The following is a 25083-nucleotide window of genomic DNA, read 5'->3' on the forward strand; positions in this document are numbered from 1 at the left end:
CTGGGTTTCGAGCTAGGGATAAAGCACCCGACTCCGCTGGGCAATACAAATATTGACAAAAAAGAACTTCTCTGCACAACCTTGTATCGCCCTTTCAGGGCAGGAGGATAAAATGCAGACGGCGGTCGAGAACGGGCTGAAGCTTCCTGATGAGAGCAGTGCTGGCGCGCCGGCTGCGGGGCCACGCCTGCTTTGCTGCAACATCGACCTCACGCTGTTTTCGGTTCGGCATGCGGCGGGAAGCCAAAGCGAGTCCTTGATCCATGACCGGCCAATGACAATCTGTGTCCTTTCCGGTCGCTTTGGTTTTGACCTCTATGGTGAGACGCTGATCATCGCCGCTGGTGAGAGTCTGCATATACCCGGCGAAACAGAGCATTCCTGCAAGTGCATTGAGGAAGGCGAGTTGCTTCATGCCTTCACTTCGAGCCGGCAGCCAGTGCCACGCATCCTATGAACCGGGAATGCGCGACGGATACTTGCCCATTCCCGCTGATGCAATTCAGTCGCCCTGAAACACCCTGTAGCGGGCATTGTCTATATGGCGCCGCATGGCGTTGCGGGCGGCTTCCGCGTCCTTCTTTCGAATGGCAGAAAAGATCATGTCATGCTCGGCCTGCACCAGCGCCAGCCGCTCCCGGGATTTCGCAAGCGACAGGTTACGCGTGAGATTGAGGCCCATCAGGATATTGGCCTGCATGGAAGAGCGCGCGGCGACAAAATAGTGATTGTCCGAAGCGGTGCAGATCAGTGCATGAAATGCTTCGTCTGCGTCAACGCCCAGTTCGCCCTCGTCAACGCAGCGCGCCAGCTCGTCCAGCGCGTCCTGCAGCCGGGAAAGCTGTTCGTCCGTGCGCCGTTCCGCCGCCAGATAGGCCGCCTCGCCCTCGATTGCGGCGCGGAACTCGAAGGTGCGCTGGATATCCGCGATGGAGCCGATAGGTGCGAAATCCAGCACCGCCGTGTCCGGCTTTCGGGTGACATAGGAGCCTGACCCCTGGCGCGAGACGATGACCTGGTCTTCGCGCAGTTGTCGCAGGGCCTGGCGCAACACGGGGCGCGAAACCCCGAATTCCGCGCAAAGGGCATGCTCGGTCGGCAGCTTCCCGCCGACCGGAGTTTCGCCATTTACGATCTTCGCAAGAACCCGTTCATAGACGGAGTCGGCAAGCGTGCGGTCGCCGGAACCATCCGGCGTTCCGGACAAGGCAGCGGGCACTAACCGGCCAGCGCCCGATTTCCGTTTGCTCGTCTCCATGCGTCATATTTCTCTTTTGTCACCGGATCCGTCGGCGGATAGAGGCCGAAGGTCGATGCGCCCTCCTGCACCATTTCGAGGACGAAATCCTCGAAATCCGTCATTGAAACCGCCTCGTCGGCAACCTCGTCCGCAATGTCTCGCGGAATGCATACTACACCCTCATTGTCACCGACAATCACATCCCCGGGAAACACGCTTATGCCGCCGCAGGCGATTGGCTCATTGATCCCGACAGCATGGTGCTTTGTCAGATTGGTGGGCGCGCTCGGGCGGGTGTGGTAGGCAGGCATGTCGAGACCGGCGATCTCCGGCGTGTCGCGAAAGCCGCCATCGGTCACGATGCCGGCACAACCCAGGCGCATGAGGCGCGTGGCCAGGATGCAGCCGGCTGAGGCCGCCGTCGCATCCCCGCGCGAATCGATCACGAACACTGCGCCGTCCGGGCATTCCTCGACACCCTTTCGCTGTGCGTTCTCGCGGTCGGCAAAGGATTCCAGAACGTCGATGTCTTCCCGCGCGGGAATATAGCGCAGCGTATAGGCAAAGCCGACCATGTTGGCGCCCTGGTTGATGCGCTGCGGCCCCTGCATGAACTGGTTGCGGAAACCCCGCTTGAACAGCGCAGTGGTCAGCGTGGCTGTGCTGACCTTTTGCAGCTTGCGCTTGGTGTCGGGGTTGAGAGAGGTCATGTCTGCGCTCCGGGCGTTCATCTTCGAATAGAAGCACATAATGAATGTCCGCGCGCAGCTTGTCAATATTTGTAAATTTTTGTTTTCAAATTTGTCGCGGAACCGATCTGGACGGTCGCGCATGCGCCTTCGCTCAATACCGTTTGAACAGCTCTACCTCGGCCTTCTCGATCTCATAGCCGACCTCTGCGACTTCCGTTCTCCGGCTTATTGCCGACAGGCGCCCTGTGACCAGAACCGGATCCCATAGATTCCCGTCCCCCCAGGGCTCCAGAGGCTCAACAAAGACCAGCTGGTTCGGAGGTGGTGGCGGAACGTGGATACATGCGCCAACAAAAGGCACGAGCACGAAACTCGTTGCGCCTTCGGGGGACACCTCCAATGGCAATACATAGCCGGCGATGGAAATATTCATCCCGTCAAACTTGAGATTCAGCGCCGTGCCATTCTCGTCGAACTCAGGAATCCAGACATCGGCAGCATGGTCCTTCACGCCGTCTCCGATGATTTCACCGTAATCGAGCCCCTCCGGGATGAGGTCAGGCCAGCGGATACGCTTGGCTTCCTGCGCATGTGCAATAACCGGTGGAACCAGCATGGAACCTATCGTGCAACCCGCTGACAACAGGATCTGACGACGCGTCAGGTTCGGGATTTTTGCAGCCACTACTTCATATCCTTCTTCAAATACGCACCATCATGCCGTCGGCAAGCGACATCCTGTAGGCCCGCCATGCAGGAAAAAGGCTTGCAATGGCGGCCGCCAGAACGATGGACGCCAAGATACCCAGTTCCTTTGCGCCGGGAGGCTTGATTGCGAGCCACAAGGCAAACTCGGCGTCGACCCAGCCGCGCATGGCGAACAATGCCCCATAGGTGGCCAGCAGCCCGAGCAACACGGCGCCCATGCCGATCAGCGTCGCCTCGAACACCAATAGCCCAACAATTGTGGCCGGGCGCGCTCCCATCGCCCGTAGTATCGCCATTTCCCGGCGCCGTTCGTTCAGGCCCGAAAAAGTCAGTGCGACAAGCCCCACCAGTGCGGTTGCAGCCACCATCGCAGAAACGGCAAGCAGCGCCGTCTCAGCCAATCCGACGATCTGCCACAGCTCCTGGAGAGCAAGACCCGGCATGACGGCCAGCAGGGGTTCAGCGCGGTATTCATTTATCCAGCGTTGCAGATGGAAGACTTGCAGCCGCGACTTGGTGCCGATCAGGGCTGCAGTGACCGCCTTGGGCGTCAGATCGAGCTCGCTAATATCTTCCAGTGATGTCGAGCGACCTGGAATCGGTGCGCCGCTCTGCCAGTTCACATGGATCGCTTCAATGGCTTCAAGACTCACGATCACGGTGCGGTCAATCGGTGTGCCCGTCTTTTCCAGGATACCCGCCACACGAAAAGGCTGATCCTCATGCTCGGAAAATGAGGCGACGCCATGAGCCACGAGGATCAACTCGCCGGTTTCATATCCAAGGGTGCGGGCCACATCAGCCCCAATCACGGTGTCATAGAGGTCTGTCATCCGATTCGTGCCGACCTGCGCGCTCAGCGAGCGCCCGCCGCGGAACTTGTAGTGTTCGAAGAAGGCAGGGGTGGTTCCCATCACACGGAACTGGCGATGACTGTCACCCAGGGAAATCGGTACGATCCAATCCACTTCGGGACGTGCAGCGATCTCCTCATAGCTTTGCCATGTGACATTGTTGGTCGCGTTGCCAATACGGAAGATCGAATACAGCAACAGTTGCACCGGACCCGAACGCGCGCCGACTATGAGATCCGTCTCCGAAATTGTGTCGGCAAAGGACGCTCGTGTGCTGGTGCGGATATTCTCCACCCCCAGAAGCAGGACAACCGACAGTGCAATGGTCAGCACTGCCATGGAGACCGTTACCGCGCGCGCCTTGAGGCTGAAGATTGCCAATCGCACAAGCATCAGCGCGCCTCCTGCTTCCCGATGACTTCGTCCAGATGCACCACCCTGTCGAAAGAGGGCGCCAGACCTTCCTCGTGGCTGACCATCAACAGTGCCGACCCGGCGCTGGCGACCTGTTGAAACAGGAGATCCAGGAACTGCGCCTGGGACCGCGTATCCAGAGCCGAAGTCGGCTCATCTGCCAGCACGAGAGGTGGTGTGCCGATAAGCGCCCGGGCAACGGCAACGCGCTGCTGCTGCCCCACACTCAGGAGGCCGGCCGTCTGTGTCTCGATACCCTTCGGCAGGCAGAGGCCATTGCATAGCCGATCGATGGAGGCTGCAATATTGCCTGTTCGCGCGCGCCTTGCCGGAGCAAAGCGGAGAGGCAGCGCGATATTGTCTGCAACGCTTGCATAAGGCAGCAGATTGAATTGTTGGAATATGATGCCGATGGTCTCGGCCCGAAATCGATCACGATGCCGGATGCTCAAGTCCGACAATGTTGTTCCAGCGACCCGAACGCTGCCGTCCCTGGGATTCAGGATCCCGCCAATCAGCGACAGGAGTGTGGATTTTCCGGAGCCACTCGCTCCCAGCAACAAGACTTTCTCGCCCGCAGGCACACGCAATTTGCGCACATGTAATGCGAAACCGCCCTCACCGGGCCATTGAAATGCAATGTCGCTCAGTTCAAGTGCCGGCTCGGCCATGCTAGTGAAGAATGATCAAGGCGTTGCCCCGTTCGATCTCGAACAGGCTGGCACCCGAAGGGCCAAGAACGCGAACCTGAAGTTCCTGTGCATTCGGGAAAATATCAAAATATTCCGGCTCAAGCACCGTCAGCGCTTCCATGTCCTCGCATCGCATATCGAGATTGACCGTCACATTCGAATGAGCGGCATCCTCGCCATGGGTGTCATGCTTATGCTCATGATGCCCGTCGTGGCTTGCATGATCGTCGTGCTCATGGTGAGGTTCCAGGAGCGATGTCTCGATCGCATCGGTACTACACGAGGCAGCTGCGGGAAAACCCCACAAACGGTCGGGTTCCTGCAAACGCGCTCGCGCGCGTTTCACGGCAAGTTTTTGCGCCCTTGTCTCTGGTGCGTGTTCAAAACCGACGAGATCGAATGCCGGCACCGATAGGGCGATTGTGAGGCGCTGACCCTGGATAGCAATGTCGAGCATACCTGAACCGTGCTCATGCGCCCCGGCTTCCCGGTGTTCCTGCGCATGAGTTGTGCTGGCCAGCATAGCCGTGATGATCATAAGAACAACACGCATAGCACCTCCTCCAAGGCTAGCGTTCGAGCGCAAATCCTAGCCCTGGCAGGAGCCACCGTGGAGAGTGTGCAGATTATACAAACATTTTCAATAATCAATTATATCAACTGTTTGTATAAATTTCCGTCGCTTCGCGCTCCCTCGGTGGCTCCCATAAAGTCAGCAACCAGCGGACAGGCCGTGGCCTTCGCCTTGCGGCTTCAGCCCGCATTATTAGGGAGGATATAGATGAGAGTTTGCAAATTTGCTCTCGCCACCGCGCTCGCGGTCGGCGTGATTTCGCCTGCGATGGCCGTCGAACAAGCCGACATGATTGCTGCACGGCAGCACATTTTCGGTGAGCATCTGGTCGACCCCGAAACCGGCGCCCTACCGGAAGATAAGGTCATTGCATCCTGGCTTTCCGCTTCGGCATTCGCCGTTTCGGTGCAGGGGCAGGTTTTCATGCTCGACAGTTTCATTACGCGTCCGGAGATCGAACGCGGGCGCACACCACTTGTCATTGCCGATCTGGTCAATCTCAATCCAAAGGCGATACTCATCGGCCACGGCCACGGCGACCACGCCGATCATGCTGCATATATCTCGGCCATGACGGACGCGGTCATCTATGCCACGGAAGAAACCTGCGGTGTCATGCAGATGGATTTCGAGCGCATGGCCGCTGATCCACGCATACAGGACTACCCGGACCGCGCCTTCCCGGAGGGCGCGGATGTTGAGTGCGTCAATGTAACATCCGAAGGTTCCGTGCCCGGGACCGAAATCGTGAACCTGCCGTTTCTCGAGCCGCAGGCCTGTGTGACGGCATTCCGGCACCTGCATTCGATTGCTGTCGATCCCGACCCGGATTTTCCGCCGACCCCGGTGGAGATCATCGTCGATGAACGCGACGAATATCTGTTCCCCGAAGGTACGCCTCTCTGGCCGAGCCGTGCAGGACCGGATTTCGAGCCGGAAAACGACAACCAGTTCGATACGCGCACCACTTCAGGGGCGCCGGGCGGAGCGGACTCGGTCTTCTATACATTCATGTTGCGAAACGGCACCCACTTCACCTTCGTGTGGAACAATACTGCCGGTGCGCTCAAGGAAGGCATCGGTCGCAACTACGAAGGCACACCTGAGGACGGACAGCGCATCATCAACATTCTCGAATCGCTTGCACCCACCGACCTTCACCTGGGTACGGCAGCGTCCGGCAACTTCGACAATAATGGCCTGCGCGATCTGATCATGTATCAGGAGGCCTTGGACCCCAAGATCTACGTGCCAAACCACCACACTACGGGATCTCGTGCACGTGAAGGCTCGTCCCTGTCGGTCTATGCCGGTTACATCAACCAGATGGATCTGATGGGCATCCCCGAAGAAGATCGCCCCCAGGTTCACTGGCTGGTCGATCCCACCGACTATCTCAAGCCTATGGTGTACGACATCGACAATCCGGCCTGGGCCGATCCTGCGAAAGAGCAAGCTCTTTCCGGTTACTGCGCTCCGACCGGGAGCGAAGATGTGGTCGAGGTGAATTTGCCCTGATGCAAAGCTCGTAGGTTGGAAGAATTCTTCAAGCTGCGAGCAACGGGCAACAACAAGAGCCCCGCCGGACTTCGGCGGGGCTCTTGCTATTCAGGCTTTCCCTGCGCGCGGGCCAGCGTTCCGGTAGAAGGCACCTTGCGCAGCTTCACCGATTGGCACCAGCTGATGCTGCTACATCGTGACCGCTCTTGCAGGAATGCCAGAGGTCCGGATCTGAGTCCGGGCTTGGAACCAAGCTCGCTCTGACCTGTTTGCTCCGTAACAAGCGGAGTTTTCCTGATGCGCAAGAACGAGATACTCGCCCTGGTCACGACAGCGGCCGTCATGGCGCTGGTGCTGGTGGGCTTTCTGGCCTTTGATGCCGACCTTGGTCAGGAGCCGACCCAGGAAGAATTGGCGCCCGAGCAGCATGCACTGCAGGAGGATGCGCCTTCACAGGTTCAGCGGCCAACCCCGAGCGAAGTGGGCGAAATCAACGACCCGCGAAATGATCTCAATAGCGGCTTATGGCACGGGCGGCTTCCACGGCGAGCGGGGCAAAGCGACGGGTGAACTCCTCCGCCTCCCATTCGCCCAGTGAGCCGGCGACGTGGATGGCTGCAAGTGGGCTGCCATCCGGGCCGCGGATCGCCACGCCCAGAGCCACTTCACCCGGCAGGACTTCCTCGACAGCGACTGCGTAGCCGGCTTCGCGCGCTTCCAGAACCTTCTCGCGAATGGCTGAAGGCTCGACCAGGGTCTTTGCGGTGAAAGGCCTGCGGTCGGACTTCTCGATGATCTCCTCCACCTTATCGTCACTCATGGCCGCCATGATGGCACGGCCGCCCGAAGTACAGAAAACCGGCACGCTGTGACCGACAAGGGTAGCGAAGAAGGTTTCGCGCTTGCTTTGCATGCGCGCGGCATAGACGAGCCGCAATCCGTCGAGCAGGCTCAGATCGATACGCTCCCGGACATTGCGTCTAAGCTCCAGAAGAACCGGCGAGGCTCGCGCCACGAGCGGATTGAGCCTGAGATAATCAAGTGTATGGTCCAGAAGACGGATGCCCGGGACATATCCGTTGTCATCCGGGTCGCGCTCCACGTAACCCAGATGACGCAAGGTGGCCACTACCCTCTGGGTTGCAGATTTTCCCACCCCGCTTGCAGCCGCAATCTCGTTCAGCGACATGGGCTTCGACGCCGAGTGAAAGGCGGACAACACCTGCACGGTTCGCGCCACCGCCTGCACGAAAAGCGGGTCCTGCTCCGCTTCCTCCGAAGGCTCGCGGATCCCGTCTTGCGCATGCAGAATACTTCTCAAACCGGCCTCCCCAAGCCTTCGCAGGACAATTGACACCCCGCGATCTTCCGCCCTAAGCTAATTCCAATACATCTGTATCGCCTAGCGATATAGACCGATAATTACAACCGGTTTTTCCGGAAAGGGGACGGTCTGAAGATGCAGAATGGGATGTCGTCACGTGGCCGAAATCCGCGCCGTTCCTGCAGAGGCTGCAGGGCATGGTAAAGCGGGTTGCGCTTGCAGGTTTTCTGCACGAGACGAACACATTTGCGCCGAGCAAGGCCACTCTCGCTCACTTCGAGCAGGGCGGCGGCTATCTTCCGCTTTCCCGCGGTCCTGAAATTCTCGAGCGCTGCCCCGGCGTCAATCTTGGCATATCGGGTGCACTGAGACGCGCCGAGGAATCCGGCTGGGAAACAGTACCGGTGCTTTGGTGCGGGGCGATCCCCTCGGCTCATGTCGAGCGTGGTGCATATGAGACTATCGCGGCGGAAATTGTTGACGGTATCGCCAGCGCGGGCCCGCTGGACGGCATCTGTCTCGATCTCCATGGTGCCATGGTTGCGGAGTATCTCGATGACGGTGAAGGCGAGCTGATTGCCCGCATCCGCAAGGTGGTCGGTCCAAACGTCCCCATCACCGTCAGCCTGGATCTTCACGGAAACATCACTGAACAGATGTTTCAGCAGGCCGATCTTCTGGTTGGTTTCCGCACCTATCCGCATGTGGACATGGCCGAGACAGGCTACCGCGCAGCCGTCCAGCTGGACCGCCTGATGGAACGCGGGCGTCCGTTTGCAAAGGCGATGCGTCGCCTGCCCTACCTCATCCCGATTGCCTGGCAGTGCACCTCCATGCAGCCGGCCAAGGGATTGTACGAAGAAGTTGCCTCTCTTGAAGGCGGCGCCGTTTCCAGCACCTCCTTCTTCACCGGTTTTCCGGCCGCCGATTTCGACGAATGCGCGCCCACGGTCTTTGCCTATGCCGAGACGCAAGCGGAGGCGGACCGCGCTGCCGACCGGATGCGCGATCTCGTGCTTGCCGCCGAAAGCGCCTTTGCAGGTCGTGCCTATGAGGCTGACGAGGGCGTGCGCGAGGCCATGCGTATCGCTGAAAAGGCGTCGAAGCCGGTGGTGATTGCCGACACACAGGACAATCCCGGTGCTGGCGGCGATTCCAACACCACCGGCATGTTGCGCGCATTGGTGAAGGCCGACGCGCAGGATGCAGCACTTGGCCTGATGGTGGATGCCGTTGCCGCACGCGCCGCTCATGAAGCGGGCGAAGGTGCCGAGATCGAGATTTCCTTGGGTGGCACCTCCGGGATCAAGGGCGATGCGCCGTTTGAAGGCCGCTTCCTGGTGGAAAGACTCTGCAACGGCGATCTTCATGCGACCGGACCCTATTATGGCGGCACGCACATGAATGTTGGCCCCTCCGCCTGCCTGCGGATTGGCGGCGTGCGCGTTGCGGTCTCAAGCCACAAGGCGCAGATGGCGGATCAGGCCATGTATCGCTTTGTCGGCATCGAGCCGACCGAAATGAAGATACTCGTCAACAAGAGTTCGGTGCATTTCCGCGCCGATTTCGAGCCGATTGCCGAGACCATTCTGGTCTGCACGGCGCCCGGCCCGATGCCGCTCAGCCCGGCGGACCTGCCGTTCCAACGGCTGGCCGATGGCATGCGCCTTTCGCCGGGCGGGCCGGTTTTCCACCGCAGAAGAGAGCCGCAGACCATGGAGGCTTGAAGCTGCAAATCCGCCTGCAACGGACGGGAGAACCCGAAGCCGGCGGACTTTCAAACAACGCTCGATAACCTGAAGGGGAACATAGCGATGTTGCACGAAGGAATGCTGAAATTCAGGAGCCGCGCCCGCGGCGCCATCACCGGTGCAATGGCAGCCATGCTGCTGGCCGGCACCGGACTTTCGACCGAGGCCCTGGCACAGGAGAAGACCATCACGGCAGTGATGCACTCCGGTCTTCGCGTGCTCGATCCAATTATCACCACCGCGCATATCTCACGCAATCATGGCTACATGATCTATGACGTGCTGGTGGCCGTGGATGAGAATTTCCAGCCACAGCCGCAGATGGCCGACTGGACGATTTCGGACGACAAGCTGACCTACACCTTCACCTTGCGCGATGGCCTCAAGTTCCACGACGGCGCGCCGGTGACCTCGAAGGATGTTGTTGCCTCGCTTAACCGTTGGGCCAAGCGCGATTCCGGCGGCCAGCTCATCATGGACGTGACCGAGAGCCTGGAAGCCAGTGACGACAAGACAATTGTCTGGAAGCTGACGGACCCCTTCCCCGCCCTGCTCGACACGATCGGCAAGCAGTCGGCCATCCCGCCCTTCATCATGCCAGAGCGCGTGGCTTCCGGTTCGGCTGACGAGGCCGTCACGGAATATATCGGCTCCGGCCCGTTTGTCTTCGTCGAGGAAGAATATCAGCCCGGCGTCTCCGTCACTTATCGCAAGTTCGAGGACTATGTCCCGCGCGAAGGCGAGCCGAGCTGGATGGCAGGCGGCAAGGAAGTGAAGGTCGATGAGGTGAAGTGGGTGACGATGCCCGACGCCCAGACTGCCATCAACGCGCTGATGTCCGGTGAGATCGATTATATCGAACAGGTCCAGATCGACCTTCTGCCGCTTCTGGAGGCGAGCGAGGACGTGGTCGTCGAGACCCGCGACGAGCTTGGCTACCAGACCATCGGCCGCATGAACTTCAAGCATCCGCCATTCGACAACAAGAAGGTGCGCCAGGCTGCCATGATGGCGCTGAGCCAGGAAGACGTGCTGGCCACGCTGATCGGCAATCCCGACTACTACAAGGTCTGCGGGGCTATCTTCGGCTGCGGCACGCCGCTGGCAGACGATGCCGGTTCGGAAACGCTGACCTCCGGTGGCGACATCGAAGGCGCGAAGAAGTTGCTGGAAGAATCCGGCTATGACGGCACGCCAATCGTGCTGATGCAGCCGACCGACGTCGTTAGCCTTACCGCGCAGCCGGTTGTGGCCGCACAGGCCATGCGCAATGCCGGCTTCAATGTCGACATGCAGGCCATGGACTGGCAGACGCTGGTCACCCGCCGTGCAAGCCAGTCCAAGCCGGAGGATGGCGGCTGGAACATCTTCTTCACCAACTGGATGGTTCCGGAAGTCAACAATCCGCTGATCAGCCCCATGCTGAACGGCCGCGGTGACAACGCCTGGTTCGGCTGGCCGGAAGACGAGAAGGTGGAAGAGCTTCGCGCAGAATTCATCGCTGCCGACACGCCTGAGAAGCAGAAGGAAGTGGCCGCGAAGATCCAGGCGCACAACATGGATGAAGTGCTCTATATCCCGCTTGGCCAGTACATCATGCCTCAGGCCCGCTCGACCAAGCTGACCGGTCTGATCGAGTCTCCCGTTCCTGTTTTCTGGAGTGTCGACAAGGAGCAGTAGAGAGCTCTCGGCGAAGGCATCAGCCTTCGCCCTTGCCACCGCGAGACCTTCCTCCCGCGCACTCCGGTCCGCTGTCTTCCGAAAGGCGACAGCGGACCGGAGTTGCCGAAGGCGCGCAGTACAAGACACGGTCAGGGCATTTGAAGCATGTTTGGTTACATCATCCGGCGCATCCTTGCGGTCATCCCCGTCATGACCATCGTCGCCATATTCGTCTTCCTGCTGTTGCGGCTCACGCCCGGCGATCCGGCGGCCATCATCGCCGGCGACATGGCCACGCCCGCACAACTTGAGCGCATCCGCACCAATCTGGGGCTGAATGATCCGCTGCACGAGCAGTTCGTCACCTGGATCGGGCTATTGCTTCAGGGGGATTTCGGCACGTCTCTGATATCGAACACGCCCGTATCCAGCATGATCGGCCAGCGCATATGGCCGACCTTCAACATTGCCGTCCTTACCATTCTTCTTTCCGTTCTGATCGCCGTCCCGATGGGTGTTCTCGCCGCCTGGCGTCACCGGACCTGGGCCGACTATGCTGTCATGGCCTTCTCCGTTCTGGGCTTTTCCATACCGGTTTTCGTGATCGGCTATATCTTCATCCAGGTCTTCTCGATCGAACTCAAATGGCTGCCCGTGCAGGGCTACAAGGCACCCTCGGAAGGTTTCTGGGCGTTCCTGTCCCGTGCCATTCTGCCCTGCCTGACGCTTGCCACCATCTATGTCGCGCTGATCGCCCGCATGACGCGCGCCTCCATGCTGGAGGTGCTGGGCGAGGACTATATCCGTACCGCACGCGCAAAGGGCGTGAGCGAGAAGATCGTGCTCTTCCGTCACGCGCTTTCCAATGCCGCCGTTCCGATCATGACGATCATCGGCACCGGCTTTGCGCTTCTGATCGGTGGCGTGGTGGTGACGGAAAGCGTCTTCAACATTCCAGGCATCGGGCGCCTGACCGTGGATGCGGTTCTGGCCCGCGACTATCCTGTCATCCAGGCCATGATCCTGCTCACAAGCGCGATCTATGTCTTCATCAATCTCGTGATCGACCTGTCCTACACCTTCTTTGACCCGAGGATCCGCTACTGATGGCCGCGACACCCGAACCCGCCGCCCGTATGCAATGGCTCTTCGGAGCGGTTGCCCTGCCCAAAAGCTGGCGCATGGGCACCGGCCCGATGCTGGCAGCAATCGTGCTGACGATCATCGTGCTTGCCGCGATCTTCGCGCCGCTTTTCGTGCCCCATGACCCGATGGAGATGAACGCCATCCAGCGTCTCAAGGGCCCAAGCGAAACCTATCCGCTTGGTACCGACGCCTATGGCCGCGACCTCTATTCCCGCGTGATAACCGGCGCGCGTGTTTCCCTTTTCATCGGCGTGGGTGCGGCTCTCGTATCCGTCATGATCGGCCTGGTGATCGGCCTTGTCTCCGGCTTCTTCCGGCTGGCTGACGCCATCATCATGCGCATCATGGACAGCCTCATGGCGATCCCGTCGATACTGCTCGCAATTGCACTTGTTGCACTGAACGGCCCGAGCATCTGGTCGGTGATATTCGCCATCACCATCCCCGAAATACCGCGCGTTGTGCGGCTTGTACGCTCGGTCGTGCTGTCGGTGCGCGAGGAGCCCTACGTGGAAGCCGCCATCGCGCTTGGCTCCTCCATGCCGAAGATCCTGTGGCAGCATGTCATGCCCAACACGCTGGCGCCGCTGACGGTGCAGGCAACCTATATCTGCGCCTCCGCCATTCTGACCGAAGCGATCCTGTCCTTCCTGGGAGCCGGTGTTTCGACCGAAATTCCGACCTGGGGCAACATCATGGCCGAGGGACGCATCTACTTCCAGATCAAGCCATCGCTGATCTTCTGGCCCGGCCTGATGCTTTCGCTGTGCATCCTGTCGATCAACCTGCTCGGCGACACCGCCCGCGATCTTCTCGATCCGCGGCTGAAGAAGAGGGAGGGGTGACAATGAAATTCAAGACCCGCAATTTCGACCAGGCGGAAACCGTCGTCTCCATCCGCGAACTCTCGGTCCGTCTTGCAGGAAACGAGACAGCTGCGCCGGTTCTCGACCATATCTCGCTCGACATCCGGGCCGGTGAAACGGCCTGTCTCGTGGGCGAATCCGGCTCCGGCAAGTCCGTTACATCGCTCTCGGTCATGGGCCTTCTGCCCAAGGGGGCGCTGGAAGTGTGCGGCGGGCGCATCGAGATGGACGGTCAGAACCTGCTCGATCTTTCACCGCAGGCCATGCGCCAGATGCGCGCAAGCCGCATTTCCATGATCTTCCAGGAGCCGATGACGGCGCTCAACCCCGTCATGCGCGTCGGCGATCAGATCGAGGAAGTGCTGGAAACCCACGGACGCTATTCGGCGTCGGAGAAGAAACGCCGCGTGCTCGACATCATGAACCAGGTGCATCTGCCCGATGTGGAGCGCATATATCGCTCCTATCCGCACCAGCTTTCGGGCGGACAGCGCCAGCGCATCATGATCGCCATGGCGCTGATCCTGGAGCCAAAGCTTCTCATTGCAGATGAGCCGACAACCGCGCTTGATGTCACTACCCAGCAGCAGATCCTGAGCCTCATCTCCGAGCTTCAGGAAAAACACGGCACCGCGGTACTCTTCATCACCCATGATATGGGCGTGGTAGCCGAAATCGCTGACACCGTGCATGTGATGAAGCTCGGCAAGATCGTGGAGCAGGCACCCGTGGAGCAGCTTCTGCGTCAGCCGCGGCAGGACTACACAAAGAAGCTCCTCCAGGCCGTGCCAAGTCTCGTTCCCCGTCCCCACCGCGCAGCGGATGGTCAGGAGACCGTGCTCACGGTCAACGGTCTTCAGAAGATCTATGGCAATTTTTCCATCTTCTCGCGCCGCGAGCCGACAAAGGCTGCGTCAGATGTCGCGTTCTCGATCGCGCGTGGTCGCACGCTTGGCATCGTTGGCGAATCCGGTTCGGGCAAGTCCACCGTAGCGCGCTGCATCATGCGGCTTGTCGATCCGACTGCGGGTGAAGTGCGGGTTGCGGGGCACGAAGTCGCCAATCTCTCCCGCAGCCAGTTGCGCCCCTTACGCAAGCATATCCAGATCGTCTTTCAGGACCCGTTCCGCTCGCTCAATCCGCGCTGGACCATCGGTCAAAGCCTGATCGAAGGTCCGCTTAATCTGGGGCAGGACAAGCACAAGGCGCTGGCACGTGCGCGCGAACTGCTGACGCTTGTGGGACTGCCTGAAGACGCCATCAACCGCTATCCACACCAGTTCTCAGGTGGTCAGCGGCAGCGCGTGGCGATTGCCCGCGCGATTGCCATGGAACCGGATGTGCTGGTGGCTGACGAGGCCGTCTCCGCACTTGACGTTTCGGTTCAGGCGCAGGTGCTGGAGCTTCTGGCGGACCTCCAGAAGAAGCTCGGTATCGCCATCCTGTTCATCACCCACGACCTGCGCGTCGCAGCCCAGATCTGCGACGAGGTCGTGGTGATGCAGCATGGTCGCATTGTCGAACATGACACGGCGGAAAAGGTGCTTTCCGATCCGCAGCACGCCTACACCAAAACCCTGATCGAAGCGGCTCCCGGCCGCTTCTGGGACTTTGCCAATTTCCGCGAATTGCCAGCAGCCTGACTTTCCAGCGCCCCAGATTTTTCGAGGAGGATCATGAATGCCCGTATTGCCGAAAATTGCCGAATATGCAGATGAGCTGACGGCAATCCGCCGGGATTTCCACCAGCACCCGGAAATCGGTTTCGAAGAAGTTCGCACCTCCGGCATCGTGGCCGAGAAGCTCAAGGGCTGGGGCATCGAAGTCCATACAGGACTTGCCAGGACCGGCGTCGTGGGCGTGCTCAAGGGCAAGGGGGAAGGATCGAAAACGGTCGGCCTGCGCGCCGATATGGACGCACTTCCCATGGATGAGCAGACCAACCTGCCCTATGCCTCGAAGAACCCCGGCCGCTTCCATGGTTGCGGGCATGACAGCCACACGACCATGCTCCTGGGAGCTGCGCGCTATCTGGCTGAAACACGCGATTTTTCCGGCACTGCCGTCTTCATCTTCCAGCCTGCCGAGGAAGGACTTGGCGGCGCGCGGACCATGCTGAAGGACGGTCTTTTCGACAAGTTCCCCTGTGACGAAATCTACGGCATGCACAACAACCCGTTGGCCGAACCGAACAAGGTTGGCGTGAAGCCGGGTGCGGCCATGGCAGGTGCTTCCTTCTTCGACATCACGATCAACGGTGTGGGCAGCCACGGCGCAATGCCGCATCACTCGAAGGACCCCATCGTCATCGCCTCCGCACTCGTCCAGAGCCTCCAGTCCATCGTCAGCCGCAATGTCCCGGCAGTCGATACGGCTGTACTGTCGGTCACGCAGGTTCATTCCGGCTCGGCCTACAATGTCGTGCCGGACAAGGCGGTGATCTCGGGCACGATCCGCTATTTCAAGGATGAGGTGATGGAGCTAATCCATCATCGCGTCCGGTCGCTGTGCAATGGCATGGCACAGGCCTACGAAATTTCCATCGATGTGGATCTGCGCAACATCTTCGATGTGTTGATGAACGACCCGGCCCTGAGCGAAGCCTATCTTGATGCGGCACGCGAGATCGTGGGCGCGGAGAATGTCGAGGAAACGAGGGAGGTTGCGACCGGCAGCGAGGATTTCGCCGACATGTTGAAGGTCGTGCCCGGTGCCTACTGCACGCTTGGCCACAAGGGCACGGTACCGGTGCACAATCCCGGCTTCATTCTCGATGACGACATGCTTCCCGTGGGTTCCAGCATCATGGCACGTATCGTCGAAAAGCGCCTTGCCAGCTGACCGCCCTCACCTCCATCAAAATCGGATATTTGACCCATGGATCATATGAGCCTGCCCTTCGACACGGATGAGATGCTGAAGGGCCTGAAGCCCTGGATCGAGTGCGAAAGCCCGACATTTGATGCCGCTGCCGTCGATCGCATGATGGACCTTGCGGCCTATGATCTGGCCGCAGCCGGTGCGGAAATCGAGCGCATTCCCGGGCGCATGGGCTTTGGCGGATCTGTTCGCGCGCGCTTTCCGCACAAGGACTTCGGCAAGCCGGGCATCCTGATCTCCGGCCATCTCGACACGGTCCACCCCGTGGGGACGCTGGAGGTGAATCCCTGGCGCATCGAGGGCAACAAGGTCTATGGCCCCGGTATCCAGGATATGAAGGGCGGCAACTATGTCTCTATCGAGGCGATCCGCCAGATCGCGCTGGCAGGCCTTGAGACGCCGCTTCCGGTGACGGTTCTCTTCACACCCGACGAGGAAGTAGGCACGCCCTCCACCCGTGAGCTGATCGAGATGGAAGCGCGCAAGAACAAATATGTTCTGGTGCCCGAACCCGCCAAGCCGGATGGCGGTGCGGTGACCGGCCGTTTTGCCATCGCCCGCTTCAACGTGAGGACCAGAGGTCGTCCGAGCCACGCGGGCTGGGCACTGAAGGACGGACGTTCAGCCATTGCCGCAATGGCGCGCAAGATCCTCGAAATCGAGGCAATGACCACCGAAGACTGCACCTTCTCGGTTGGCGTGGTGCACGCCGGCACCTGGGTCAATTGTGTCTCCTCATCCTGCGAGGCAGAGGTGCTTTCCATGGCCAAGCGCCAGGAAGACCTCGACAAGGGTGTGGAAGCCATGCTCGCGCTGAACGGCGAGGAAAACGACGTTGTCGTGGAAGTCACCCGGGGCGTTACTCGACCGGTCTGGGAGCCCGATGACGGCGTCATCGCCATGTATGAGCTCGCAAGAGACATCGGCAAGGAAATCGGCTTCGACCTCACCCACGGCTCCGCCGGCGGTGGCTCGGATGGCAACTTCACCGGAGCGATGGGCATACCCACACTCGACTCCATCGGCGTACGTGGAGCAGGTCTGCATACGCTGGGCGAGTATATCGAGCTCGACAGTCTGGAAGAACGCGCCAGGCTGATCGCGGGGATGCTGCTGAAGCTGAAATAGAGTTTTCAACTTTCCGAATTTTTACAAAGCCCCTTCTCGAAGGGGCTTTGTTGCTTGCGGCAATACCTGTTGACCGCTACTTTGCTTTTCGCGCGGAAAGTTTCGTGCGAGTTCTGCAAAGGTCTGTCATGTCTCCGCCCCGCATCAGGAATATGGAAGAATTCGCGAGCGTCAGCGGGATTTCACGACCGACGATCTCGAAATATTTCAACGACCCCGACAGCGTGCGTGCCTCCACGAGAGCGCGCATCGAGGAGGCGCTGGAGCGGTATGACTATCGGCCGAACATCTATGCCATCAACCAGAACCGGCGGCTGACGAAGAATATCGGCGTGGTCGTGCCTTATCTCGCCGATCCGTTCTTCGCCGAGATCGCACGCAATATCGAGCAGCGTTGCATTGCAGCCGGCTTTTCGCCCACGCTTTTCAGCGCACATGGCCAGCCGGATCTTGAGCGGGACATCCTGGACACGCTGCGCTCGCTCAAGCCCGCCGGTGTGTTGTTTGCTCCTCTCGGACGCAGTTCCGACCGTGGGGCGATCGAGAAATTCAGTCGCGATATCCCGACCGTGCTTTTCGACAGCAATATCGAAGGCGTGGGTGAAGCCTTCATCGGCTCGAACAATTTCCAGTCCGTGCCGATGATGGTGGACTATCTCTGCCGCACGGGCGAGGCCCCCTGCTTCTTCGAGATGACACCGCTGAACCCGAACGCCAACAAGCGCCACAACGCCTATGTGGAAGCCATGGAGCAGCGGGGCCTGGCGCCCAATGTGGTTCGTGTGGAAGGCGACAGCTGGAATTTCGAGGATATCGGTTTTGCCGAGGGCAAGAAGGCATTCGAGCAGAAGCGGTTCAATTCCGACACGATCTTCTGCAGCAATGACCGCCTGGCCATAGGTCTCCTCGCCGCTGCCTATGAAAAAGGCTACCGGGTGGGCAATGGCGCAGGTTGTGCCGTGAGGATCGCCGGGCACGACGATCACCCGTTCTCGCGCTTCACTTCACCGACCCTGACCACGGTCGCGCAGGACTATGCGTCCATTGCGCAGACAAGCGTAGAGACCTTGTTCAAGTTGATTGAAAGCGGGGAACGCGCCAGCGAACGCCGCGAGACCGTGTATGAGGGGAAGCTCGTGCTGCGTGCATCTGCCTGATCCCGCTCAATATTTTACGCGCGTAAAATATTTGTTGACGCGAGTTAAGCTTTGCGCTTCACTTCACCCCAGGTAACTCATCTTACCAGGGAGGAAAGTGATGAACCTGAAGACCGCATTCGGTGCGGCGACCGCGCTTACGCTCATTTCCGGCGCTGCCTTCGCACAAACCACCGTTACAATCGCAACCGTGAACAATGGCGACATGATCCGCATGCAGGGTCTGACCGAAGACTTCACGGAGAAGAATCCCGACATCACGCTCGAATGGGTAACCCTTGAGGAAAACGTGCTGCGTCAGCGCGTGACCCAGGATATTGCCACCAATGGCGGCCAGTTTGACGTCATGACCATCGGCACCTATGAGGTTCCGATCTGGGCCAAGAACGACTGGCTTGTTTCGCTCAACGATCTGCCGGCCGAGTGGGATGCGGATGACATTCTGCCCGCCATCCGCAACGGCCTGACCGTTGAAGGCGAGCTTTACGCTGCCCCCTTCTATGGCGAATCCTCCATGGTCATGTACCGCAAGGACCTGATGGAGAAGGCCGGTCTTGAGATGCCCGAGGCTCCGACCTGGGAGTTCATCAAGCAGGCCGCCGAAGCCATGACCGACAAGGAAAACGAGGTCTATGGCATCTGCCTTCGCGGCAAGGCCGGCTGGGGCGAGAACATGGCCTTCCTGACTGCCATGTCCAACTCCTTCGGCGCACGCTGGTTCGACGAGAACTGGCAGGCCCAGTTCGATAGCGAAGAGTGGAAGAACACGCTGAACTTCTACATGGACCTGATGACCAATTACGGTCCGCCCGGAGCCTCCACCAACGGCTTCAATGAAAACCTGTCGCTGTTCCAGCAGGGCAAGTGCGGCATGTGGATCGACGCCACGGTTGCAGCATCCTTCGTGACAAACCCGAATGACTCCACCGTCGCCGATCAGGTCGGCTTCGCTCTAGCCCCTGACAATGGCATGGGCAAGCGCGGCAACTGGCTTTGGGCATGGTCGCTGGCCATTCCGGCAGGCTCGGATGCGACCGACGCTGCCAAGAAGTTCGTCGCATGGGCAACCTCGAAGGAATACACCGCGCTCGTGGCCGAGAAGGAAGGCTGGGCCAACGTGCCCCCCGGCACCCGCACCTCGCTTTATGAGAACGAAGAGTACAAAAATGTGCCCTTCGCGGAGATGACGCTGCGTTCCATCAACGAGGCTGACCCGACCGAACCAACGGTTGACCCGGTGCCCTATACCGGCGTGCAGTTTGTCGCGATTCCGGAATTCGCAGGCATCGCAACGCAGGTCGGCCAGGAATTTTCCGCCGCACTTGCTGGCCAGCAGTCGGTCGACGAAGCGCTTGAGAAGGCTCAGGCCCTGACCACCGACGAAATGGAAGCCGCAGGCTACTAAGTCCGCTCCTCCCGGACGGGGGCAGCTAGCGCTGCCCCCATAGCGGGGAAACACCCAAACACCTCTTGTGGCATATTCGACGCAGAAGAAATTCTGCGGGGAGAACCGTCATGGCTACTCAAAGCTCCAGAACAGCAGCCCGCTTCATGATGGCACCGGCCGTGGTGCTGCTCCTGGGCTGGATGCTCGTGCCGCTGGTCATGACGCTCTATTTCTCCTTCAAGCGCTATCTGCCGCTGCGTGGCGGTGATCAGGGCTGGGTCGGTTTCGAGAATTATGTGCGCTTCGTCACTTCCAGCGCCTTCTGGCCCTCCGTTCAGGCGACCCTCATCATCGTAGGCGGTGTTCTGGCCATCACGGTCGTGCTCGGCGTGTTGCTCGCCATGCTGCTCGACCAGCCCATCTGGGGTCAGGGCGTGGTGCGCATTCTCGTCATTGCACCGTTCTTCGTCATGCCAACGGTTTCCGCGCTGGTGTGGAAGAACATGTTCATGGACCCGGTGAACGGCCTGTTTGCGCATTTATGGCGCTTTTTCGGAGCCGAACCGGTGTCATGGCTTTCCGAAGCCTCGCTCTTCTCGATCATTCTGATCGTCTCATGGCAGTGGCTGCCATTCGCAACGCTGATCCTGCTGACGGCCATCCAGTCGCTCGACAGCGAGCAGCTTGAAGCAGCCGAGATGGACGGCGCACCGCCGCTCTCCCGCTTCACCGAAATCATTCTGCCGCATCTGGCGCGCGCCATCACCATCGTGGTGCTGATCCAGACGATTTTCCTTCTGTCAATCTTCGCGGAAATCTTCGTCACCACCCAGGGCTCCTTCGGCACCCGCACGCTTACCTATCTGATTTTCCAGCGTGTGCTTGAAAGCCAGAATGTGGGCCTTGGCTCGGCCGGCGGCATCTATGCGGTCATCCTTGCCAATATCGTCGCCATCTTCCTGATGCGCATTGTCGGCAAGAACCTGGACGCCTGAGGAGGGAGAACGATCATGGCACGTGCTGTCACCACCCGCCGCAAGGCACTCAACACCGCCCTGGCCTGGGGTGTAGGTCTTCTGATCTTCTTCCCCATTCTCTGGACGATCCTGACCAGCTTCAAGACAGAGGCCACGGCCATCGCCGATCCGCCCGTCTTCCTGTTCTTCGACTGGACGCTGGAGAATTACGCGGTCGTGCAGGAGCGCTCCGACTATATGCGCTTCCTGTGGAACTCGATCTTCATTGCCGGCGGCTCGACGCTCCTGGGCGTGATCATCGGCGTGCCGGCTGCATGGTCCATGGCTTTCGTGCCCTCGAAGCGCACCAAGGACATACTGCTGTGGATGCTGTCCACCAAGATGCTTCCGGCGGTGGGCGTGCTTTATCCGATCTATCTGATCTTCATCAAGCTTGGCCTGCTCGACACGCGTTTCGGCCTGACCATCGTATTGATGCTGATCAATTTGCCGATCATCGTGTGGATGCTCTACACCTATTTCCGCGAGATCCCCGGCGAGATCCTTGAGGCAGCACGGATGGATGGCGCTTCACTGCGCGAAGAAATCCTCTATGTGCTCACACCCATGGCCGTGCCGGGCATCGCCTCCACCATTCTGCTCAATTTCATTCTCGCCTGGAACGAAGCGTTCTGGACACTCAACCTCACGGCAGCGCAAGCCGCACCGCTGACGGCCTTTATCGCCAGCTATTCCAGCCCCGAAGGCCTCTTCTACGCAAAGCTTTCCGCCGCCTCGACCATGGCCATTGCACCGATCCTCATTCTTGGCTGGTTCAGCCAGAAGCAGCTCGTGCGCGGTCTCACCTTCGGCGCGGTCAAGTAAGGACGAAACTCATGGGAAAGATCACGCTTCAAAAGGTGGTAAAGACCTTCGGCAATGTGCAGGTCATTCCACCACTGGACCTGACCATCGAAGATGGCGAGTTCACCGTCTTTGTCGGCCCCTCCGGCTGCGGCAAGTCCACTCTGCTGCGCCTCATTGCCGGCCTTGAGGATGTGACCAGCGGGACGATCCTGATCGATGGTCAGGATGCAACCGCCGTTCCGCCCGCAAAGCGGGGTCTGGCCATGGTGTTCCAGTCCTATGCGCTTTATCCGCATATGAGCGTGCGCAAGAACATCGCCTTCCCGCTGCGCATGGCAAAGCTGCCGAAGGAGGAGCAGGACAGGCGCGTGGAACAGGCAGCCTCGGTCCTGAACCTCACCGACTATCTTGACCGCAGGCCCGGCCAGCTTTCCGGCGGTCAGCGTCAGCGCGTTGCAATCGGCCGTGCCATCGTGCGCGAGCCTTCGGCCTTCCTCTTTGACGAACCGCTCTCCAATCTCGATGCGGCGCTGCGTGTGGGCATGCGTCTTGAAATCAGCGAGCTGCACAAGCGCCTTGCCACCACCATGATCTATGTGACCCACGATCAGGTGGAAGCCATGACCATGGCCGACAAGATCGTGGTGCTGCAGGCGGGCAATATCGAGCAGGTCGGTTCGCCGCTGGAGCTCTACCGCGAACCGCGCAATGTCTTTGTCGCAGGCTTCATCGGTTCGCCAAAGATGAACCTGATCGAAGGTCCGGAAGCGGAGAAACACGGCGCGCATACGATCGGCATTCGTCCCGAACACATCGATGTCCTCTCGGAAGGAGCCATCTGGAACGGCACGGTCGGGGTGGCCGAGCATCTGGGCTCCGACACCTTTTTCCATGTCCATGGCACCGGCCTTGCCGAAACGCTGACTATCCGCGCGGATGGCGAAATCAGTCTGCGCCACGGTGATCCGATCGGACTCGTGCCACGCGCCGACATGATCCACCGTTTTGACGCACAGGGCCTGCGCATCGCATGAAACGGCTCGACGGGAAAACGGCGCTCATCACGGGCGCAGCGCGTGGAATCGGGCGTGCCTTTGCCGAAGCCTATATGCGTGAAGGCGCGCGTGTTGCCATTGCCGACATCGACATTAAGCGCGCGAAAGCGACCGCTGCCGAGATCGGCGAGGCTGCTATCGCGGTGAAGATGGATGTCACCAACCAGACGAGCATCGACGAGGCCGTTGCGCAAGTCGCAAGAAGCTTCGGCGGCATCGACATTCTCGTCAACAATGCAGCGCTTTTCACCGCCGCGCCCATCGTCGAGATCGAGCGGGCGGACTATTCGCGCGTCTTCAACATCAATGTCGCGGGAGTGCTCTTCACCATGCAGGCAGTGGCGCGCCACATGATCGAGCGCGGCAAGGGCGGCAAGATCATCAATATGGCAAGCCAGGCGGGACGACGCGGCGAGTCGCTGGTCGCGGTCTATTGCGCGTCCAAGGCAGCCGTCATCAGCCTCACCCAGTCCGCGGGGCTGAACCTCATCCGCCACGGCATAAACGTGAACGCCATCGCGCCCGGTGTGGTTGATGGCGAGCACTGGGACGGGGTGGATGCATTCTTCGCCAGATACGAAGGCAAGGCACCGGGGCAGAAAAAGCAGGAAGTCGGCGAGGCCGTACCCTATGGGCGCATGGGAACGCCCGAAGACTTGACGGGCATGGCGATCTTCCTCGCCAGTGAAGAAGCAAATTATGTGGTGGCCCAATGCTACAATGTGGACGGCGGACAATGGATGAGCTGACGCCCCTCTGCAACGAGACGCTGCCTCGGCTTGCCGACCATGTGCGCATACCGCGCTACGACCGCAGCGGCCTGACGCCGGGGATCGTGCATATCGGGCTTGGCAACTTCCACCGCGCACACCAGGCCTGGTATCTTCACAGGCTGATGGAACTGGGGCTGGCCAGTGACTGGGCCATCATCGGCGCGGGTGTCCGCCCTGCCGATTCCGTTCAGCGCGAGCGGCTTAAGGCGCAGGACTGCCTGACAACGCTCATAGAGCTTCAACCGGACGCTGTTTCCGCAGAAATCACCGGCTCCATGATCGACTTCGTTCCCGTTGAGCCGGACAATGCCGCCCTGATCGCGCAGATGACCGATCCGGCAATCCGCATCGTCTCGCTGACCGTGACGGAAGGCGGCTACTACCGCAACGCCGCGGGCGGGTTTGACGAGAGTCACCCTGACATCGTTCATGATGCTGCCAATCCCGACAAGCCGCGCACGGCCTTCGGCGCGATGATCGCTGCGTTGAGGGTCAGACGCGAGGCAGGAACCGGTCCCTTCACCGGTCTTAGCTGCGACAATCTCCAGGGTAATGGCGCGATCCTGCACGATACCATGGTCTCGCTTGCCCGTTTGGTCGATGCACGGCTCGCCGCATGGATCGACGCCAACTGCACCTTCCCGAACTCCATGGTCGACTGCATCGTGCCTGCGACGGGCGAAAAGGAACTGGCGCTTGCGCACAAGTTCGGCATCGGTGACCGCGCACCGGTTACGCATGAACATTTCCGCCAATGGGTGATCGAGGACCGCTTCTGCCGTGGCCGACCCGACTGGGATCGCGTGGGCGCGACCTTCTCCGACCATGTGCATGCCTATGAAACCATGAAGATCCGGCTGCTTAATGGCGGCCATCAGCTCCTGGCCAATGCGGGCGAACTCCTGTCGATCGAAACGATCTCGGAATGCATGCTGGACCCCGCCATCCGGGCATTCTTCCGCAAGGTTGAAGACGAGGAGATTGCCCCGCATGTTTCGGCAGTGCCGGGCATGTCGCCTGCTTCCTATGTGGAGCTGATCGAGAAGCGCTTCGCCAATCCTGCCATTGTCGATACGACACGCCGCGTTGCCTTCGACGGCTCCTCACGTCACCCGGGCTTTCTCCACCCCGTGCTTCGTGAGCGACTCGGCAGGGAGAAATCCGTCCATGGGCTGGCACTCGCCGAGGCGCTGTGGGCGCGCATGTGCACTGGCCGCCGCGACGACGGCACGACAATCGAGCCCAATGATCCCCATTGGGAATTACTTCGAAAGGCCGCTCTCGAAGCAGAGATCCGTCCCCGCGCATGGATCGAACAGGAGCAATTCTATGGGGACCTTGCAGGGGCTGCGGACTTTGCGTCGACATTCGTGCGATGCTTCGTGATGTTGCAGGAGATCGGCACCCGCCGCACCCTTGAAACCTTCGCAAAAGGGACGATCTAGGAGTACCTGTCT

General features: G+C 60.0%; 24 protein-coding genes. 17 read left to right on the forward strand and 7 right to left on the reverse strand.

What is annotated here, in order from left to right; genetic code table 11:
• The first annotated feature begins 112 nt into the window (after nt 1–112).
• Nucleotides 113–457, forward strand: coding sequence for a cupin domain-containing protein (locus tag EL18_RS18000; protein WP_036486657.1), 345 nt, complete (start codon nt 113–115; stop codon nt 455–457).
• 45 nt (nt 458–502) lie between these two features.
• On the opposite strand, the gene EL18_RS16075 is transcribed toward EL18_RS18000, so the two are convergent.
• From EL18_RS16075 to EL18_RS16100, 6 genes are all read right to left on the reverse strand, one after another.
• Entirely contained in the window at nt 503–1258 is a 756-nt protein-coding gene (locus EL18_RS16075) for a FadR/GntR family transcriptional regulator (protein ID WP_051914411.1), read from the reverse strand.
• Nucleotides 1219–1950, reverse strand: a complete 732-nt coding sequence (locus tag EL18_RS16080; protein ID WP_036487071.1) for a ribonuclease activity regulator RraA — start codon at nt 1948–1950, stop codon at nt 1219–1221. The genes EL18_RS16075 and EL18_RS16080 overlap by 40 nt, the downstream gene beginning before the upstream one ends.
• Before the next feature lie 133 nt (nt 1951–2083).
• Entirely contained in the window at nt 2084–2617 is a 534-nt protein-coding gene (locus EL18_RS16085) for a DUF3299 domain-containing protein (protein ID WP_036486659.1), read from the reverse strand.
• A gap of 16 nt (nt 2618–2633) precedes the next feature.
• Nucleotides 2634–3887, reverse strand: coding sequence for an ABC transporter permease (locus EL18_RS16090; protein WP_036486661.1), 1254 nt, complete (start codon nt 3885–3887; stop codon nt 2634–2636).
• Nucleotides 3887–4579: an ABC transporter ATP-binding protein gene (locus EL18_RS16095; protein WP_036486671.1), complete on the reverse strand. Its 693-nt coding sequence runs from the start codon at nt 4577–4579 to the stop codon at nt 3887–3889. The genes EL18_RS16090 and EL18_RS16095 overlap by 1 nt, the downstream gene beginning before the upstream one ends.
• Before the next feature lies 1 nt (nt 4580).
• Nucleotides 4581–5153: a DUF2796 domain-containing protein gene (locus EL18_RS16100; protein WP_036486681.1), complete on the reverse strand. Its 573-nt coding sequence runs from the start codon at nt 5151–5153 to the stop codon at nt 4581–4583.
• A 228-nt stretch (nt 5154–5381) separates the two neighbouring features.
• On the opposite strand from EL18_RS16100, the gene EL18_RS16105 reads away from it, so the two are divergent.
• Nucleotides 5382–6692: an MBL fold metallo-hydrolase gene (locus EL18_RS16105; RefSeq protein ID WP_036486683.1), complete on the forward strand. Its 1311-nt coding sequence runs from the start codon at nt 5382–5384 to the stop codon at nt 6690–6692.
• Nucleotides 6693–6971: 279 nt separating this feature from the next.
• Entirely contained in the window at nt 6972–7244 is a 273-nt protein-coding gene (locus EL18_RS17880; RefSeq protein WP_152553078.1) for a hypothetical protein, read from the forward strand.
• Here the strand turns inward: EL18_RS17880 and EL18_RS16115 are convergent.
• Nucleotides 7186–7995, reverse strand: coding sequence for an IclR family transcriptional regulator (locus EL18_RS16115; protein ID WP_036486688.1), 810 nt, complete (start codon nt 7993–7995; stop codon nt 7186–7188). The two genes, EL18_RS17880 and EL18_RS16115, sit on opposite strands and share 59 nt — an antisense overlap.
• Nucleotides 7996–8195: 200 nt before the next feature.
• On the opposite strand from EL18_RS16115, the gene EL18_RS16120 reads away from it, so the two are divergent.
• From EL18_RS16120 to EL18_RS16185, 14 genes are all read left to right on the forward strand, one after another.
• Complete coding sequence (locus EL18_RS16120; RefSeq protein ID WP_036486689.1) at nt 8196–9725, forward strand: M81 family metallopeptidase; 1530 nt, start codon at nt 8196–8198, stop codon at nt 9723–9725.
• Nucleotides 9726–9812: 87 nt separating this feature from the next.
• Nucleotides 9813–11429, forward strand: a complete 1617-nt coding sequence (locus tag EL18_RS16125; protein WP_425277160.1) for an ABC transporter substrate-binding protein — start codon at nt 9813–9815, stop codon at nt 11427–11429.
• A gap of 147 nt (nt 11430–11576) precedes the next feature.
• The gene (locus EL18_RS16130; RefSeq protein WP_036486691.1) at nt 11577–12518 is read left to right on the forward strand and encodes an ABC transporter permease; all 942 of its coding nucleotides are present in this window, start codon (nt 11577–11579) and stop codon (nt 12516–12518) included.
• A 74-nt stretch (nt 12519–12592) separates the two neighbouring features.
• Nucleotides 12593–13402 carry an ABC transporter permease gene (locus tag EL18_RS16135; protein WP_244444639.1) on the forward strand — a complete coding sequence of 270 codons (810 nt, stop codon included), beginning with the start codon at nt 12593–12595 and terminating at the stop codon, nt 13400–13402.
• Between the two features lie 2 nt (nt 13403–13404).
• On the forward strand, nt 13405–15066 hold the full coding sequence (locus tag EL18_RS16140; protein WP_036486695.1) for an ABC transporter ATP-binding protein: 1662 nt from the start codon (nt 13405–13407) through the stop codon (nt 15064–15066).
• Between the two features lie 37 nt (nt 15067–15103).
• Nucleotides 15104–16264: a M20 aminoacylase family protein gene (locus EL18_RS16145; protein WP_036486697.1), complete on the forward strand. Its 1161-nt coding sequence runs from the start codon at nt 15104–15106 to the stop codon at nt 16262–16264.
• Between the two features lie 36 nt (nt 16265–16300).
• On the forward strand, nt 16301–17431 hold the full coding sequence (locus EL18_RS16150; RefSeq protein WP_036486699.1) for a M20/M25/M40 family metallo-hydrolase: 1131 nt from the start codon (nt 16301–16303) through the stop codon (nt 17429–17431).
• A gap of 152 nt (nt 17432–17583) precedes the next feature.
• Nucleotides 17584–18588 carry a LacI family DNA-binding transcriptional regulator gene (locus EL18_RS16155; protein WP_244444630.1) on the forward strand — a complete coding sequence of 335 codons (1005 nt, stop codon included), beginning with the start codon at nt 17584–17586 and terminating at the stop codon, nt 18586–18588.
• 100 nt (nt 18589–18688) lie between these two features.
• On the forward strand, nt 18689–19993 hold the full coding sequence (locus tag EL18_RS16160; RefSeq protein WP_036486703.1) for an ABC transporter substrate-binding protein: 1305 nt from the start codon (nt 18689–18691) through the stop codon (nt 19991–19993).
• A gap of 110 nt (nt 19994–20103) precedes the next feature.
• Nucleotides 20104–20970: a carbohydrate ABC transporter permease gene (locus tag EL18_RS16165; RefSeq protein ID WP_036486706.1), complete on the forward strand. Its 867-nt coding sequence runs from the start codon at nt 20104–20106 to the stop codon at nt 20968–20970.
• Nucleotides 20971–20985: 15 nt separating this feature from the next.
• A complete protein-coding gene (locus tag EL18_RS16170) occupies nt 20986–21816 on the forward strand; it encodes a carbohydrate ABC transporter permease (protein ID WP_036486708.1) in 831 nt (276 codons plus the stop codon).
• Nucleotides 21817–21827: 11 nt separating this feature from the next.
• Nucleotides 21828–22832, forward strand: coding sequence for an ABC transporter ATP-binding protein (locus EL18_RS16175; protein WP_036486710.1), 1005 nt, complete (start codon nt 21828–21830; stop codon nt 22830–22832).
• Nucleotides 22829–23602 (forward strand): L-iditol 2-dehydrogenase, encoded by a 774-nt coding sequence (locus tag EL18_RS16180; RefSeq protein ID WP_036486712.1) that lies wholly within the window; start codon nt 22829–22831, stop codon nt 23600–23602. Before EL18_RS16175 ends, EL18_RS16180 begins: the two co-directional genes overlap by 4 nt.
• A complete protein-coding gene (locus EL18_RS16185) occupies nt 23590–25071 on the forward strand; it encodes a mannitol dehydrogenase family protein (RefSeq protein ID WP_036486714.1) in 1482 nt (493 codons plus the stop codon). Before EL18_RS16180 ends, EL18_RS16185 begins: the two co-directional genes overlap by 13 nt.
• The last annotated feature ends 12 nt before the right edge of the window (nt 25072–25083 follow it).

The organism is Nitratireductor basaltis (genome assembly GCF_000733725.1).
GTDB classification, from domain to species: domain Bacteria; phylum Pseudomonadota; class Alphaproteobacteria; order Rhizobiales; family Rhizobiaceae; genus Chelativorans; species Chelativorans basaltis.

Coding starts and splice junctions, on each gene's coding strand:
- EL18_RS18000 (WP_036486657.1), top strand. CDS start 113: ATGCAGACGGCGGTCGAGAACGGGCTGAAGCTTCCTGATGAGAGCAGT.
- EL18_RS16075 (WP_051914411.1), bottom strand. CDS start 1,258: ATGGAGACGAGCAAACGGAAATCGGGCGCTGGCCGGTTAGTGCCCGCT.
- EL18_RS16080 (WP_036487071.1), bottom strand. CDS start 1,950: ATGACCTCTCTCAACCCCGACACCAAGCGCAAGCTGCAAAAGGTCAGC.
- EL18_RS16090 (WP_036486661.1), bottom strand. CDS start 3,887: ATGCTTGTGCGATTGGCAATCTTCAGCCTCAAGGCGCGCGCGGTAACG.
- EL18_RS16095 (WP_036486671.1), bottom strand. CDS start 4,579: ATGGCCGAGCCGGCACTTGAACTGAGCGACATTGCATTTCAATGGCCC.
- EL18_RS16100 (WP_036486681.1), bottom strand. CDS start 5,153: ATGCGTGTTGTTCTTATGATCATCACGGCTATGCTGGCCAGCACAACT.
- EL18_RS16105 (WP_036486683.1), top strand. CDS start 5,382: ATGAGAGTTTGCAAATTTGCTCTCGCCACCGCGCTCGCGGTCGGCGTG.
- EL18_RS17880 (WP_152553078.1), top strand. CDS start 6,972: ATGCGCAAGAACGAGATACTCGCCCTGGTCACGACAGCGGCCGTCATG.
- EL18_RS16120 (WP_036486689.1), top strand. CDS start 8,196: ATGGTAAAGCGGGTTGCGCTTGCAGGTTTTCTGCACGAGACGAACACA.
- EL18_RS16125 (WP_425277160.1), top strand. CDS start 9,813: ATGTTGCACGAAGGAATGCTGAAATTCAGGAGCCGCGCCCGCGGCGCC.
- EL18_RS16130 (WP_036486691.1), top strand. CDS start 11,577: ATGTTTGGTTACATCATCCGGCGCATCCTTGCGGTCATCCCCGTCATG.
- EL18_RS16135 (WP_244444639.1), top strand. CDS start 12,593: ATGGGCACCGGCCCGATGCTGGCAGCAATCGTGCTGACGATCATCGTG.
- EL18_RS16140 (WP_036486695.1), top strand. CDS start 13,405: ATGAAATTCAAGACCCGCAATTTCGACCAGGCGGAAACCGTCGTCTCC.
- EL18_RS16145 (WP_036486697.1), top strand. CDS start 15,104: ATGCCCGTATTGCCGAAAATTGCCGAATATGCAGATGAGCTGACGGCA.
- EL18_RS16150 (WP_036486699.1), top strand. CDS start 16,301: ATGGATCATATGAGCCTGCCCTTCGACACGGATGAGATGCTGAAGGGC.
- EL18_RS16155 (WP_244444630.1), top strand. CDS start 17,584: ATGGAAGAATTCGCGAGCGTCAGCGGGATTTCACGACCGACGATCTCG.
- EL18_RS16160 (WP_036486703.1), top strand. CDS start 18,689: ATGAACCTGAAGACCGCATTCGGTGCGGCGACCGCGCTTACGCTCATT.
- EL18_RS16165 (WP_036486706.1), top strand. CDS start 20,104: ATGGCTACTCAAAGCTCCAGAACAGCAGCCCGCTTCATGATGGCACCG.
- EL18_RS16170 (WP_036486708.1), top strand. CDS start 20,986: ATGGCACGTGCTGTCACCACCCGCCGCAAGGCACTCAACACCGCCCTG.
- EL18_RS16175 (WP_036486710.1), top strand. CDS start 21,828: ATGGGAAAGATCACGCTTCAAAAGGTGGTAAAGACCTTCGGCAATGTG.
- EL18_RS16180 (WP_036486712.1), top strand. CDS start 22,829: ATGAAACGGCTCGACGGGAAAACGGCGCTCATCACGGGCGCAGCGCGT.
- EL18_RS16185 (WP_036486714.1), top strand. CDS start 23,590: ATGGATGAGCTGACGCCCCTCTGCAACGAGACGCTGCCTCGGCTTGCC.